Source organism: Pseudomonadota bacterium, assembly GCA_038533575.1.
Classification (GTDB): Bacteria; Pseudomonadota; Alphaproteobacteria; order Rhodobacterales; family Rhodobacteraceae; genus Shimia_B.
The window spans coordinates 81,274-95,946 of the sequence record JBCAYL010000004.1 but is presented as its reverse complement, the minus strand read 5'-3'; the positions used below and the strand labels follow the sequence as shown (position 1 = coordinate 95,946).

Here is a 14,673-nt window from a genome sequence, read left to right as displayed (position 1 = left end):
GTCGTGCCCGACCTCGGGGGGGCATGCGATGTCGGTCTGAAGCGCCTGTCCCGCGTCAAATCCCAGGCCGATTCTAACCGCGATACCTGCGGATGCCCTCCCAGGGGGGAGGTCGGGCATGGCGCATGCGCGCCGGAGCGATGCGGGCGTCGTCACTCTGCGGCTTCCTTGCGGGCGGGTTGGACCACCGGGTCGGTCTCGGTCACCGCGCCGCCGGCCACGAAGACCTTACGGGGATCGAACGCGTCTCGCACGCCCTCGAAGATGAAGACGAGGAGCGAGAGCATGATCGCGAAGGTGAAAAAGGCCGTGAAGCCGAGCCACGGCGCCTGCAGGTTCTGTTTGGCCTGGAGCGTGAGCTCCCCCAAAGACGGTGCAGACGAGGGCAGGCCGAAGCCGAGGAAATCGAGCGAGGCCAATGCGCCGATCGTGCCCGTCACGATGAAGGGCAGCAGCGTGAGCGTGGCTACCATGGCATTCGGCAGCATGTGGCGGAACATGATCGTCCAGTTCGAGACGCCCAGCGCCTGCGCCGCGCGGACATATTCGAAGTTCCGCGCGCGCAGGAATTCCGCCCGGACCACGCCCGTCAACGCGGGCCAGCCGAAGAAGATACTGAGTATGACGAGGAGCCAGAAACTTCGCCCCAAGATCGCGAAGAGGATGATAATGATGTAGAGCGATGGCACCGCCGAGAAGATCTCGAGGAAGCGCTGGAAACCGAGGTCGATCCAGCCGCCGAAATAGCCCTGCACCGCCCCAGCTATGATGCCGATGATGGAGGCCGCCGTGGTCACCATGATCGTGAAGACAATAGAAAGCCTGAAGCCGTAGATCACCCGCGCGAGCACGTCGCGCTTGGTGTCGTCGGTGCCGAGCAGGTTCTGCCCGTTGGGCGGCAGCGGCGCGGCACCGGGGCGGTCGACGGAATTGTCGAAGGAATTGCGGATGGGTGGCCAGATCGTCCAGCCCTCCACGAAGTCCGGATGGCTGTAGGCATCGCCCTCGATAAGCTCGATCGTGCCCAGCGGGTCGTCGAAGCAATCATCGGCCACCCCGCCCGACTGGATGAGGCACTGCACCTCCGGGTCGCGGTAAACCGCCTCGGTCGCGAAGTCTCCGCCGTAGCTTTGCTCGCTGTGGAACGAGAAGATGGGCGTCCGGTACTCGCCACGATAGTTCACGAGGATGGGTTTGTCGTTGGCCAGAAACTCCGCGAAAAGCGAGAGCGTGAAGAGGACCATGAAGATGACGAGCGACCAGTAGGCCCGCTTGTTGGCGCGGAAGTTCTGCCAGCGACGTCGGTTGATTGGAGACAGCGCCATGGTCAGCCCCTCCTCTCGAAGTCGATGCGGGGATCCACGAGGACATACATGAGATCGCTGAGGATGCCGACGACGAGACCCACGAGCCCGAAGGCGAAAAGCGTGCCGAAGATAACCGGGTAGTCGCGTTCCAGCGCCGCCTCGAAGCCGAGGCGCCCCAGCCCGTCGAGCGAGAAGAGCACCTCGATGATGAGCGAGGACCCGAAGAAGATCCCGATGAAGAGCGCCGGGAAGCCCGAGATAACGATGAGCATCGCGTTGCGGAAGACGTGACCGTAGAGCACGCGCTTTTCCGACAGGCCCTTGGCCTTGGCGGTAATCACGTATTGCTTGTTGATCTCGTCGAGGAAGGAGTTCTTCGTGAGCAGTGTGAGCGTGGCAAAGCCCGCGATGGAGGACGCCACGACTGGCAGCGTGATGTGCCAGAAATAATCGGCCACCTTGCCCAGCGCGCTCAGCTCCTCGAAATTGTCCGAGGTCAGTCCTCGGAGCGGGAAGATCTGGAGATACGAGCCCCCCGCGAAGAGCACGATGAGAAGCACCGCGAAGAGGAAACCGGGGATCGCGTAGCCCACGATGATGGCGACGGACGTCCAGGTATCGAAGCTCGAGCCGTCATGGACAGCCTTGCGGATGCCCATGGGGATCGACACGAGGTAGATCAGCACGGTGGACCAGAGCCCGAGCGAGATCGAGACGGGGAGCTTCTCGGCCACGAGGGCCATGACCTCGATATCGCGGAAGTAGCTCTCCCCGAAATCGAGGCGGATGTAGTTGCCCATCATGAGCAGGAAGCGCTCGAAGGGCGGCTTGTCGAGGCCGAATTCGCGCTCGAGCTCCTCGATGAATTCCTGCGGCAGGCCGCGAGAGCCGGCATATTCGCTCTCAGCGCCGGCATCGATCGGGTCGTCGTTGCCGGTGAAGCCCGCGAGCACATCCCCCTCTCCCTCAAGCTGCGCGAGGACCTGCTCCACTGGCCCGCCGGGCACGAATTGCACGAGGGCGAAGTTGATGAGCATCACGCCGAACAGCGTGGGGATCACCAGGAGCAGACGTCGGAGGATATAGGCGGACATGGGTCTCTAGAGCGCGCCGGCGTCGCGGAGGGCTTGCGCCTTCTCGGCGTCGTACCACCAGAAATCGAGCTGTCCGAGGGCCAGCGGCGGAAGCGGATCCGGGCGGCCGTACTGATCCCAATAGGCGACCCAGTGCTCGGTGTTCTGCCATTGCGGCACGTTGAACCTGATGGAGCGCAGGACGCGGTCGAGGGCGCGCACGGCGGTCTGGAGTTCCTCGGTCGTCTCGGCGGCCACCACGAGTTCGATGATGCGGTCCACGGCAGGATCGTCGACGCCCGCGAGGTTGCGGGAGCTTTCGTTTTTCAGCTCGCCAGCGAACCACTGGCGCAGGCCCGTAGAGGGCTCGTAACCCAGTGACCAGCCCATGGTCGTGATGTCGAAATCATAGACCCGCGTGCGCTCCTGCTCCTGGGCGGGGTCGACGCGCTCGAGCTTGGCGTCGATGCCGATATTGCGGAGGTTCTCGACGTAGGGGTTGATGATGCGGTCGAAGCTGGGCGAGCTCTCGAGGAAGACCATCTCGAGGACCTCGCCATCCTTCTCGCGGAGCCCGGTGGAGGGGTTCACCATCCAGCCGGCCTCGTCGAGAAGCGCCTGGGCCGCGCCGGCATTCCTGCGGTCGAACTGGCGCGCGCCGGACGCCGGCGGAATGATGGGCTCCTCTGTGATGAGGGCGGCGTCGATCAGGCCCTCCTCGGCGAGGGGCTCGAGGATCGCACGCTCGGCCGCGTTGGGCAGACCGGTGGCCTGGTTCTCGGAGAATTCCCAGAAGCTCGACGGGCGCTCGTAGAGGCCGAAGAAGAGCGACTCGTTGGACCAGTTGAAGTTGAACATGAGGCGCACGGCCTCGCGCACACGCACATCCTGAAATTTCTCGCGGCGCAGGTTCATGATGAAGGACTGGTTGCGGCCGAGAGAGCCGTCGGGCAGCGCCTCGCGCACGACGAAGCCGTCCTCGAGGGCCGGAAACTCGTAGCCCGTGGCCCAGAGACGGGAGGTATTCTCCGTCCGGAAGGTATAGGCGCCGGCCTTGAAGGCCTCGAAGGCCGCGGTCGAATCCCCGAAATACTCCACGCGGATCTGGTCGAAGTTCTGCCGCCCGCGGTTGATGTTGAGATCGTTGCCCCAGTAATCCGGGTTCCGCGCGTAGATGATCTGGCGGGAGAAATCGAAGCTTTCGAGCACGTAGGCGCCAGTGCCCGGATGCGGCGCGTTGCGCGTGGCATCGATGGTGGTCTCGTTCTCTTCGTACCAGGCCTGGGACATGGGAAAGAAGATGCCCGCCGTCTCGATACGGTCGCGGATGGGGCTCTCGGGGTTGAAGTTGACCTTGAGCCGGTGGGTATCGAGCGCCTCGACGTCCTCGAAGAACGCGCCGAAGGCCGCGCGGAACGAGGGGATGCCGTTCGTCAGAAGCTCGTTGAACGAAAACACGTAGTCATCGGCCGTCACTGGCGTGCCGTCCGAGAACGTCACTTCCGGTCGAAGGTTGAAGATCACCCACTCCTGGCTCTCCGGGTATTCGAGCGTCTCGCAGAGGAAGCAGTAGGTGGAGGTGGCATCATCGGCGAAGGTGGTCAGCAAGCTTTCGTCGCCGATCCCGGACAGGGCCGCGTTGTTGCCCTTGCGCGTGTAGGGATTGAAGCTGTCGAAGGTGCCTTGAGCCCAGATGCTGATCTCGCCACCCTTGGGCGCATCGGGATTGACGTAGCTCAGATGCGAGAAATCGGGGTCGGGATAGGCCAGATCCCCGAAGAAGCTGTAGCCATGGGAGATCGTGACCTCCTCATGGCCCTCGGCGCGCACGAGCCCGGCCGCAGCGATGAGACCCAGCCCCAGAAGCCCCGCTTTCAGCCATGGCCCACGGACCTCTTCCCGGTGTTTGGCAATGGCTCTGGGGCGGCGGGGCGGCTGGCGCATGGGTGACATCCTCTTTCGCGGTCCAAGGCGTTCGCGACACAAAATAACGTAATTGTAGCGATGTCGAATACAAAGCGCCCCGGCGGGGCGCTGATACGTTTGTGACCGCCCATTTACCGGGCGGTGATCTCAAACGGGTCGGCGTTAGCCGCCGATGGTCTCAAGGTAGGCGATCAGATTGGCCCGATCCGCAGGCTTCGGAAGCCCGGAGAAGCTCATGGACGTGCCCGGCGCGAAGCCCTTCGGGTTCTCCAGGAAGGCCCAGAGGTTTTCAGCGGTCCAGACCGTGCCGTTCTGGGTCAGGTTGCCGGAATAGCCGAAGCCGTCCACCACGGCGATATCGCGGCCCACCACGGCATAAAGATGCGGGCCCGTGCCGTTCTCGCCGGCGGCGAGCTGGTGGCAGGCGCGGCACTTGTTGAAGACCTTCTCACCCTTGGCCGCATCGGCGGAGGCGAGCATTTCCGCGACCGACGGGCCTTCTTCTACGACCTCGCCCTCACCGCTTTCAGGCACCTCGATCGAGTAGGCCTGTTCGTGGTGATGGCCATGCCCACCCATGTGAAAGATCTCCTCCGCCGCCCAGGCGCCCAGGAGAAAGACAAGGAGCGATCCGCACAGGGCAGCCGTCGCCTTGGTCATGGTCATCGTGTCGAGCATGTCGCATTCCGTGGTGTACAATGGTGCCCCGGGTCTATCGCCTTTGCGCCGCACGCGGCAAGGTGTAGAGCCCGCGACCAAACGCCCTGATGCCGTTGACCGCAAGGAAAGGAAGGCTAGCGCCATGGTTGCCGCGCCCGATAAACACATCGCCTTCCAGGGGGAACTCGGGGCCTACGGGCACCAGGCCTGCCTGACCGTCCGGCCCGGTCACACCCCCCTGCCCTGCGCCACGTTCGAGGATGTCATCGAGGCGGTGAAATCCGGCGCGGCTCAGCTCGCCATCGTGCCGGTGGAGAACTCCACCTATGGCCGCGTGGCCGATATCCACCGGCTCCTGCCCGAGAGCGGGCTCCACATCATCGCCGAGACCTTCGTGCGGGTGGAGATCAGCCTACTCGGCGTGCCGGGCGCGTCCATTGCAGACGTGCGGGAGGCCCACGGGCATCTTGTCATCCTGCCGCAATGCTCGGACTTCCTGAAGGCCAACGGGATCGCGCCGCGCATCGCCTCCGACAATGCCCGCGCGGCCATGGAGGTGGCCGAGCGCGGCGACCCCGCGCAGGCCGCGCTCGCCTCGTCGCTCGCGGGAGAGATCTACGGCCTCGCACCCCTGGCCGAGCGGATCGAGAACGACGCCAACAACACCACGCGGTTCCTCCTCATGGCGCCCTATGCCGACATGACCCGGCGCGCCGAACGGATGATCACCACCTTCGTCTTCCAGGTCCGCAATATCCCCGCCGCTCTCTACAAGGCCATGGGCGGCTTCGCCACGGCGGGCGTGAACATGACGAAGCTCGAAAGCTACATGGTGGGCGGGCATTTCACGGCGACGCAATTCTACGCCGACGTGGAGGGACATCCGGGCGATGACAACGTCAAGCTCGCGCTGGAGGAGCTCGGCTTCTTCACCGACATGCTCGAAGTCCTGGGCACCTATCCCGCCGATCCCCGCCGGGATCGCTAGGAGAGCGCGGCGCGCGCCTCCGCCTCGGCGTGGCTCCGTTCGAGCCCGCGGGCGTAATCGGCCACGGCCGTCTCGAACCGTTTGGAAATCGTGGATTTCGCCAGCTTGAGCGACTGTACGAAGAGCCGCGCAGAAAGGTTGTTGGGCGTGAGATCGAGCCCCACGATCATGCGCGTCTTTCGCGGGGTGAGCGCCACGAGCGAGACCGTAAAATCACCCTTCAATCCGCCGGAGATGGAGGTGACGCCGATCAGGCTCGGCGCGTCGAACTCGGTGACCCGGGCGGTGAGGTCGCGCTCGCGGCCGCGAAACTGGAATCGCGCCTCCCAGGTGGAGCCCTTGCCGGGGCCGCTTTCGGGATCGGTGCGGGAAATGTCGGCGCCGCGCCGGAGCACCCGTCGCTCGAAGACCTCGAAATCGCTCACCGCGCGAAACATCGCGGCGATGGGGAGGGCCACGTCCTCTCTGCTCGAAAGTTTCATCTCTGCCTCGTCTCATTGGCTGCGCTCTGCGGCGTCGTTTCGGCGGGCATACTACGCTCAATCGAGCCTGTCAGCCACCCAGCGCGCGATCAGGAAGTGCGCGATGGCGCCTTTGCGGGCGCCCGTGATCTCCGGGTGACGGCCCGCCATGGCCTCCACCATCTCCTCCCGAGTGACCCAGCGCGCCTCCTCGATTTCCTCCGGGTCGATGGTGATCTCCTCGGAGGTCGCCTCGGCGATGCAGCCGAACATGAGCGAGGCCGGAAAGGGCCAGGGCTGGCTCGCGAGGTAGCCCACCTCGCCGATCTCTACGCGTGTCTCTTCGAAGACTTCGCGGCGCACCGCCGCCTCGAGCGTCTCGCCAGGCTCCACGAAGCCCGCCAGCAGCGAAAACATCCCCTCGGGCCAGCCCGGCGAGCGCCCCACGAGCACGGAATTGCCGCGCAGCACCAGCATGATGACCACGGGATCGGTGCGCGGGAAATGATGCGCGCCGCAGGCCGGGCAAAGCCGCTGCCAACCATGCTGTGCCATGTCCGAGCGCGCGCCACAGCGGGCGCAGAAGCCGTGAGTACGGTGCCATTCGAAAAGGCCGCGCGCCGTGGCCGCGAGCTCCGCGTCTCGGGCGCTCAGCTTGGTCATGGCCATGCGCAGCTCCGTGAAGGCCCCCTCGGGCAGCTCGGGATGCCGTTGGAGCGAGGGGTCCGAGAAGCCGGTGAGCGCGGACGCATCGACGCCGTCAGGCTCCCAGGCGGAGATGTCGATCGCCTCGATGAGCGTGCCATCCTCTTCGCGCCCGAGCAGGATCGGCGCCGGGGCATGGCGGCGCAGCGCGTGCGCGGCGTCCACGCGCACGAGACGCCCGTCCTCGCCCAGCGCCGGTTTGCCGCGCCAGAGCACGATGGCGCGGCCCGGAGGCAGCTCCGGCACGCCCCGGAGCTCGGCCGCGCGGTCAAGCCCCGACCCGCCGAATGTCACTGCTTCTGCATCGCGCATGACTGTCTCCTTCGCGTCGTTCGCGGCCACCTAGCGCGCCCGTCCCCCCGTGCCCAGCGCCTTGCATCCCAAAGGGGAGGCGATTACATCACCGCTCGAGAGGTTGGTGCGGGCGTGCGCCTCGCCAACCCGGTCAGGTCCGGAAGGAAGCAGCCGTAACGAGCCCCGTACGGGTCGTGTCCAATCTCTCACCCAGCCACTCCCCATGACCAAGAGCGTCCAGTCCGACACCTTTGGGCAGGAGCAGAGCACCGCTGTCCCCCATCATCGCCACGCGCACACCGCCCGACGCCGCGCCGTGTGGAGGCCCCGTGCGCGCGGGTCGGCGGGCGGGGGTGGGCGGGTGGGACGCCCGACGGCCCGCGCGTCCCCAAGCTGACAAAAGCGCGCCAGCCCCTACCTTCCCAGGTATGGCGGATAGCGAAAACAAGACCATCCTCGCCGAGGAGCGCACCGATTGGGCCGAGGATCGCACCGTTCTCGCCATGGAACGCACCTTCAACAGCTCCAACGGGTTCGGCCTCGGCGCGGTGGGCGTCGCGCTCGGCCTGCGCGCGGTCTTCTCGGCCACGGAGCCCACCTGGGCCGCCAAGGCCGTCGCGAGCCTCTTTCTCACGCTCGCGCTCTTCGTCTTCGTTGTCGCCTGGCGGCAGGCCTGCAAGACCCGCGAGAGCTTCTCCACGCAGGACGCCGCCGCCCATGGCCGACGCTCCTTCACGGCGATCACGTCGCTTCTCGTCCTCGCGACGCTGGCAACAGGCGCCGTTCTCTGGAGCCTCTAGCGCGGGACAGCTCCCGCGCAGGTCCCATCGTCTCAGTCGCCCTTCCGCGTGAGTGACAGGAAGACTTCCTCGAGATGGGGCTCCTCGGTCGTTACATCAGCGGCGCGGATGCCTGCATGGGCCAGCGCCTCGAAGATGTCTGCGACCTCCACAGCGCTCCGCTGCCAGGAGAGATGGAGCGCCCCCTCCTTCACCTCACCACGCACCCCCGAGGGCAGCGTGGGCACGGCGGAGATGCCTTTCCCCCGCACCACCATGGACTTCGTGTCGAGCCGCCCGAGCAGGGCCTCTGTGCTGTCCTGCGCGATCACGCTGCCGTCGCCGACGATAGCGATCTCGTCGCACATCTCCTCGGCTTCCTCGAGGTAATGCGTGGTCAGGATGATCGTCGTGCCCTCTTCGGCGTTGAGACGGCGGATATTGCCCCAGAGCATCTGGCGCAGTTCCACGTCTACACCCGCCGTGGGCTCGTCGAGTACGAGAATATGGGGCCGGTGGACAAGCGCCTTGCCCAGGAGGAGCCGGCGCCGCATCCCGCCCGAGAGCGAGCGCGCATAGGCGTCTGCCTTGGCGGAGAGCCCCACCATCTCGAGGATCTCCTCGGTCCGGCGCTCCCGCCGAGGCACGCCATAGAGCCCGGCCTGCACGTCGAGCGAGCCGCGCGGGGTGAAGAAGGCGTCGAGATTGAGCTCCTGGGGCATGACGCCGATGGCTGCTCGTGATTGCCGCGGGTTGCGGTCCTGGTCGAAGCCCCAGATCCGCACTTCGCCCGCGGTCTTCGTCACGAGGCCCGCGAGGATGTTGATCAGCGTGGATTTGCCAGCCCCGTTAGGCCCGAGTAGCCCGAAGACCGATCCCGCCGGGATCTTGAGGTCCACGCCCTTCAGCGCTTCCTTCGCCGGGTCCTGCCCGGAGGCGGCATAAGTCTTGCGCAAGCCCTTAATCTCGATCGCGTGGCGCGGTGCGGCCGCGGCAGGAGAGAGATGGGCGTCGGCGGCGGTGAGGGGGCCTTTATCCATAGCGCGCATCTAGCCCCGGCCCGGCGGCTCGGCAAGCGGAGGGCTCAGCCACACACAGGATGCTCGGACGCTAGAGGCAGCCGCCGCGCAGGCGGCGTGGGCGCTCACACCCGGGCCAGCCCCTCGAGGTCGCCCATGGAGCTCCCCGCCGCGCGGGAGGCATCGGCGATGGCCTCCGCCAGCGATTTGATCTCAGCGGCGATGACGGAAAAGCCGCGCCCGGCATCACCCACCCGCGCGGCCTCCACGGCGGCGTTGAGCGAGATCAGGCGCACCGAGCGGCTGATCCCGTCGATCCGGGCCATGGCCTCCCGCGCCTGGTGCGCGGCCCCCACGGAGCTTGCGGCCCGCGCGGCATTCACCTCCTCGAGGTCGGCCTCCATCTGCAGGAGAAGCGCGGTGTAGCGATCTCCGAAGAGCGCACCGGCTCGGTCGGTGACATCGAGCAGGTAGTCGATGACCGCGCCGGGCACGTCCCCCTCGGAGAGCCCGAGCGCCGCGTCGAGCGTGCCGTGGAAGGCCGCCACGCGCTCCGCGAGCCCATCGGAGCGCGCCACGTGCCCTCGCGACCAGTCCACCGCCTCGTCCTCGAACCCGTCGACCGGGCCGCGCCCCACCATGGCCCCATGGGCGAGCTCGGCCCGCGCCCGGGCCACGGCGGCGGCGCGCGCGTAATGCGCCCGCTCGTCTGCCGTGCGCCCATGGGCCGCCAGCATCGCGAAAAAGCCGATGCGCCCGCCCTGGAATCGGTACTCCGCCACGAGGGCGAGCACCTTGAGCCGCGCGACATGCTGCGCCAGGGAAAGAAGGCCGGACATGGCGCCTTGTTGGCGCGCGGGGGCTAATATCTGGTGAACGCTGGCCCGGCGCGGCCGATAATTCCCGCGTCGTCCCGAGGCGGGCTGAGACGTTGAGCACGGGCGGGGCTGGCCTACCATGGCCCGCAATGGCAGAACACACCGCAAGCGAGAAGAAGGGACCCGATCCATGGCATTCGGCAAAGGCCACCACCTGCATCTGATCGACGGCTCCGCCTTCATCTTCCGCGCGTTCCACGCGCTGCCCCCGCTCACCCGGAAATCGGACGGGCTGCCAGTGGGCGCGGTGCAGGGCTTCTGCGACATGCTGCGCCGCTACATCGCCGCCAATACCGGCGCCGACGCGCCCACCCATTGCGCCGTCGTCTTCGACAAGGGCTCCCACACCTTTCGCAACGACATGTACGATCAGTACAAGGCCAACCGGGACGAGATGCCCGAGGACCTGCGCCCGCAGATCCCGCTCACCCGCGAGGCCACCGTGGCCTTCAACATCGCCTGTCTGGAGCAGGAGGGCTACGAGGCCGACGACATCATCGCCACGCTGGCCGTGAAGGCGCGGGACGCGGGCGGGCGTGTCACCATCATTTCGTCGGACAAGGACCTCATGCAGCTCGTGGGCGGCGGCGTCGAGATGCTCGATGCCATGAAGAACAAGCGCATCGACCGCGAAGGCGTCGAGGAGAAGTTCGGCGTGGGGCCCGAGCGCGTCGTGGACGTGCAGGCCCTGGCGGGCGATAGCGTCGACAACGTGCCCGGCGCGCCGGGGATCGGGATCAAGACCGCGGCCCTCCTCATCAACGAGTTCGGCTCGCTCGAGGAGCTTCTCGACCGCGCCGAGGAGATCAAGCAGCCCAAGCGCCGCGAGACGCTGATCGAGCACCGCGCGCAGATCGAGCTCTCGAAAAAGCTCGTGCAGCTCGATTGCGACATGGAGCTCGACTACGAGATCGACAGTCTCGAGGTGAAGGAGCCCGAAGCCGAGGCACTCATGGAGTTCCTCGCGCGCATGGAGTTCCGCACGCTCTCACGCCGCATGTCCGAGGCGCTGGGCGTGGAGGCCCCCACGATCCCCGAGCCCGCGACGGCCGAGGATGAGACCCCCGCCGAGCAGGTCCCCATCGACCCCGACGCCTACGAGACCGTGCGTGACTTGGAAGCGCTGGAGGCCTGGATCGCGCAGGTCTACGAGCGGGGCTATGTGGCGGTGGATACAGAGACGACGGCCTTGAATGAGATGCGTGCGGATCTCGTGGGCATCTGCCTCTGCGTGGAGCCGGGCCGCGCCTGTTACGTGCCGCTTACGCACAAGGAGGGCGGGGACGATCTCTTTGGCAGCGACGCGCTGGCCGAGGGGCAGATTGATTTCGACGCGGCGCTCGAGGCGCTCAAGCCCATGCTCGAGGACGCCGCCATCGTGAAGATCGGGCAGAACATGAAGTACGACGCGAAGATCTTCGCAAAGTACGGCGTCGCGCTTGCGCCCATCGATGACACGATGCTGATGAGCTACGTGCTTAATGCCGGACACCACAATCATGGGATGGACACGCTCGCCGAGCGCTACCTCGGGCACCAGCCGATCCCGATCAAGACGCTGCTGGGTTCCGGCAAGAACATGAAGACCTTCGATCAGGTGCCCATCGAGGAGGCCACGCGCTATGCCGCCGAGGACGCCGACGTCACGCTGCGCCTCTGGCAGGAGTTCAAGCCGAAGCTGCACCGCAGCCGCGTCACAACCGTCTACGAAACGCTGGAGCGCCCGCTCGTTCCGGTGCTGGCGGAGATGGAGCAGACGGGCGTGAAAGTGGACCGCGACACGCTGAGCCGAATGTCGAACGCGTTCAGCCAGAAGATGGCCGCGCTCGAGGACGAGATCCACGAGCTCGCAGGTGAGAAATTCAACGTGGGCTCCCCCGCGCAGCTGGGCGAAATCCTCTTCGACAAGATGAGCCTGCCGGGTGGCAAGAAGGGCAAGACCGGGAAGTATTCCACTGGCGCGGATATCCTCGAGGACCTCGCCACCGAACATGACCTGCCAGGCCGCGTGCTCGACTGGCGGCAGCTCTCGAAGCTGAAATCGACCTACACCGACGCGCTCCAGGAGCACATCCACCCCGATACGGGCCGCGTGCACACGTCCTATTCCATCGCGGGCGCCAATACCGGGCGGCTCGCTTCCACCGATCCCAACCTGCAGAACATCCCGATCCGCACGGAGGAGGGCCGCAGGATCCGCGAGGCCTTCGTCGCCGAGGACGGCAAGACGCTGGTGGCGCTCGACTATTCCCAGATTGAGCTCCGCATCCTCGCCCATATCGCGGATATCCCGGCCCTGAAGAAAGCGTTCGAGGAAGGCATCGATATCCACGCCATGACGGCCTCCGAGATGTTCGACGTGCCCCTCGACGAGATGACGCCGGAGGTGCGCAGGCAGGCCAAGGCGATCAATTTCGGGGTGATCTACGGCATCTCGGGCTTCGGCCTCGCGCGGAACCTGCGCATTCCGCGGGACGAGGCCCAGGGCTTCATCGACCGCTATTTCGAGCGCTTCCCGGGCATCAAGCAGTACATGGCCGACACGACGGCCTTCGCGAAGGAGCACATGCGGGTCGAGACGCTTTTCGGCCGCCGCATCCACACGCCCGAGATCAACGCCAAGGGGCCCACGGCGGGCTTTGCCAAGCGCGCCGCGATCAATGCGCCGATCCAGGGCACGGCCGCAGACATCATCCGCCGCGCCATGGTCCGCATGCCCGACGCCATCGAAAAGCTGCCCGCGAAGATGCTGCTCCAGGTCCACGACGAACTGCTCTTCGAGGTGGAGGACGGCGCGGTGGACGATCTGATCGGTGTGGCGCGCGATGTGATGGAGAACGCCGCCATGCCCGCGGTGAAGATCGACGTGCCGCTGGTCGTCGATGCCGGGCGGGGCGCGAACTGGGCCGAGGCGCATTGAGCCAAGCCTCCGCGCCCCTCAGCGCCCCGGGCCGGCCGAGGATGCCTCCGGCGGCCCTCCGGGGGAGGTACGGGGCACAAAGAAGGCCCGTGCCCCGCGCCGATCGGGGCTTGCGCCGACGGCGGAAGGCGGTAGGGGAGCGCCATGACACGACGCATCGTACTTTCCTCCGATCACGCGGCCATCGACCTCCGCCAGGCCGTGGCGCGGCATTGCGAGGCGCGCGGCTATGACGTGCGCGATATCGGGCCCGAAACGCCCGAGAGCACGCATTATCCCGTGCACGGCAAGGCAGCGGCGGAGCGCGTCGCCTCCGGTGGCGCGGATCTCGGGATCATCCTCTGCGGCACCGGTCAGGGCATCATGATGGCCGCCAACAAGGTGCCGGGCATCCGGTGTGGGGTCTGCGCCGACACGTTCTCGGCGGCCATGATCCGGGCCCACAACGATGCCAACATGCTCAGCCTCGGCGCGCGGGTGGTGGGCGAAGGGCTCGCGCTCGCGATCGTGGATGCCTTTCTTGACACTGCCTTCGAGGGTGGGCGCCACGCCACCCGAGTGGACATGATCGAGGCCGAGACCACGGGCTCGTGAGCGCCTTGGGCCTTGGCAAGTCGGGCCCTACCCCCAGCTAAGACACATGATCTCTCGTCGCGCTTTCCTTGCCGGTTCCGCCGCCGCCCTCGCGGCCCCTGCCCCGCTCCGGGCGCAGGACCTGTCCGCGGCCATCGCTGAACTGCCGCAGCTTCACTCCCTCCAGGTTCGGGTCGGTGACACGCTCGCCTTTGCCGCCGCGCCGCGTGGCCCGGGGCTCGCGCGGCCAGCCAACATCAAGTCGGTCTCCAAGAGCATCGTGGCGCTCCTTCTCGGCGCGGCCATCGCCCGCGGCGAAATCGAGAGCGTGACGATGCCGCTCTCGGAAGTGGCACCTGGCCTTCTCTCCGGAGCAACGGCGGGGGCGGGCGCGATCACGCTCGAGGACCTCGTGACGCTGCGCGCCGGGCTCGAGCGGACATCGGGGGCGAATTACGGCGGCTGGGTGAGCTCTCCCAACTGGGTGCGGGACGCGCTGTCGCGCCCCTTCGTGGCATCGCCGGGCGGCCCGCTCCTCTACTCCACGGGCTCCACCCACGTGCTGGGCGCCGCACTCGCGGAAGCCACGGGCCGCTCCCTCCTGGCGCAGGCCCGGCAGCGGCTTGGCGGGCCGCTCGGCATCGAGATCCCGCCCTGGACGCGCGCGCCGGAGGGCTACTACCTCGGCGGCAACGAGATGGCGCTCCGCCCCACCGCCATGCTCGAAATCGCCACGCTCCTGCGCGATGGCGGCCGCCATGGCGGCGCGGAGGTGATCCCCGAGCGCTGGATCGCGGCCTCGCTCGAGCCGCGCACGCACTCGCGCTGGTCGGGGCTGGGCTATGGCTACGGCTGGTTCCTCTCCCGCTCGGGCTGGGCCCTGGGGCGCGGCTATGGCGGGCAGATCATCGCCGCGGACCGCCGCGCGGGCCTCGCTGTGGCGCTCACCTCGGACCCCACGCGCCCGGCACGCTCCGGCGGGTATTTCAGTGACATCATGGCCCTTCTCGACGGCCCCGTGCGCGCCCTCGCGTGATTGCGTCTTAAACAGCGGGCGCGCCTACGCTAGACAGACGTGGGCGGGGCGTTT

General features: G+C 66.9%; 13 protein-coding genes and 1 other RNA gene. 6 read left to right on the top strand and 8 right to left on the bottom strand.

Annotation, left to right across the window (positions count from 1 at the left end; all coding sequences use genetic code 11):
• Positions 1-152: 152 nt before the first annotated feature.
• The 4 genes from AAFM92_15790 to AAFM92_15775 form a co-directional block, all read right to left on the bottom strand.
• Positions 153-1,325, bottom strand: coding sequence for an ABC transporter permease (locus tag AAFM92_15790; GenBank protein ID MEL7301839.1), 1,173 nt, complete (start codon positions 1,323-1,325; stop codon positions 153-155).
• A gap of 2 nt (positions 1,326-1,327) precedes the next feature.
• Positions 1,328-2,401, bottom strand: coding sequence for a microcin C ABC transporter permease YejB (locus AAFM92_15785; protein MEL7301838.1), 1,074 nt, complete (start codon positions 2,399-2,401; stop codon positions 1,328-1,330).
• Between the two features lie 6 nt (positions 2,402-2,407).
• A complete protein-coding gene (locus AAFM92_15780) occupies positions 2,408-4,324 on the bottom strand; it encodes an extracellular solute-binding protein (GenBank protein MEL7301837.1) in 1,917 nt (638 codons plus the stop codon).
• A 144-nt stretch (positions 4,325-4,468) separates the two neighbouring features.
• Positions 4,469-4,984 (bottom strand): cytochrome c family protein, encoded by a 516-nt coding sequence (locus AAFM92_15775; GenBank protein MEL7301836.1) that lies wholly within the window; start codon positions 4,982-4,984, stop codon positions 4,469-4,471.
• Between the two features lie 124 nt (positions 4,985-5,108).
• Here AAFM92_15775 and AAFM92_15770 point away from each other — a divergent pair, with 124 nt between their 5' ends.
• Positions 5,109-5,954 (top strand): prephenate dehydratase, encoded by an 846-nt coding sequence (locus tag AAFM92_15770; protein MEL7301835.1) that lies wholly within the window; start codon positions 5,109-5,111, stop codon positions 5,952-5,954.
• Here AAFM92_15770 and AAFM92_15765 read toward each other — a convergent pair.
• Both AAFM92_15765 and nudC read right to left on the bottom strand, forming a co-directional pair.
• Positions 5,951-6,436, bottom strand: coding sequence for an SRPBCC family protein (locus AAFM92_15765; GenBank protein MEL7301834.1), 486 nt, complete (start codon positions 6,434-6,436; stop codon positions 5,951-5,953). The genes AAFM92_15770 and AAFM92_15765 overlap by 4 nt on opposite strands.
• 57 nt (positions 6,437-6,493) lie before the next feature.
• A complete protein-coding gene (nudC, locus tag AAFM92_15760; GenBank protein ID MEL7301833.1) occupies positions 6,494-7,432 on the bottom strand; it encodes an NAD(+) diphosphatase in 939 nt (312 codons plus the stop codon).
• 96 nt (positions 7,433-7,528) lie between these two features.
• On the opposite strand from nudC, the gene ffs reads away from it, so the two are divergent.
• Positions 7,529-7,626: signal recognition particle sRNA small type (gene ffs / locus AAFM92_15755), an RNA gene on the top strand.
• 216 nt (positions 7,627-7,842) lie between these two features.
• Positions 7,843-8,214 (top strand): DUF202 domain-containing protein, encoded by a 372-nt coding sequence (locus AAFM92_15750; protein MEL7301832.1) that lies wholly within the window; start codon positions 7,843-7,845, stop codon positions 8,212-8,214.
• A gap of 32 nt (positions 8,215-8,246) precedes the next feature.
• Here the strand turns inward: AAFM92_15750 and AAFM92_15745 are convergent, their stop codons facing one another.
• Positions 8,247-9,233, bottom strand: a complete 987-nt coding sequence (locus tag AAFM92_15745) for an ABC transporter ATP-binding protein (GenBank protein MEL7301831.1) — start codon at positions 9,231-9,233, stop codon at positions 8,247-8,249.
• A 104-nt stretch (positions 9,234-9,337) separates the two neighbouring features.
• Positions 9,338-10,051, bottom strand: coding sequence for a methyl-accepting chemotaxis protein (locus tag AAFM92_15740; GenBank protein ID MEL7301830.1), 714 nt, complete (start codon positions 10,049-10,051; stop codon positions 9,338-9,340).
• A gap of 169 nt (positions 10,052-10,220) precedes the next feature.
• On the opposite strand from AAFM92_15740, the gene polA reads away from it, so the two are divergent.
• From polA to AAFM92_15725, 3 genes are all read left to right on the top strand, one after another.
• Positions 10,221-13,010, top strand: a complete 2,790-nt coding sequence (polA, locus tag AAFM92_15735; protein ID MEL7301829.1) for a DNA polymerase I — start codon at positions 10,221-10,223, stop codon at positions 13,008-13,010.
• 144 nt (positions 13,011-13,154) lie between these two features.
• The gene (gene rpiB / locus AAFM92_15730; GenBank protein MEL7301828.1) at positions 13,155-13,604 is read left to right on the top strand and encodes a ribose 5-phosphate isomerase B; all 450 of its coding nucleotides are present in this window, start codon (positions 13,155-13,157) and stop codon (positions 13,602-13,604) included.
• Positions 13,605-13,650: 46 nt separating this feature from the next.
• Entirely contained in the window at positions 13,651-14,619 is a 969-nt protein-coding gene (locus AAFM92_15725) for a serine hydrolase (GenBank protein MEL7301827.1), read from the top strand.
• Positions 14,620-14,673: the final 54 nt, after the last annotated feature.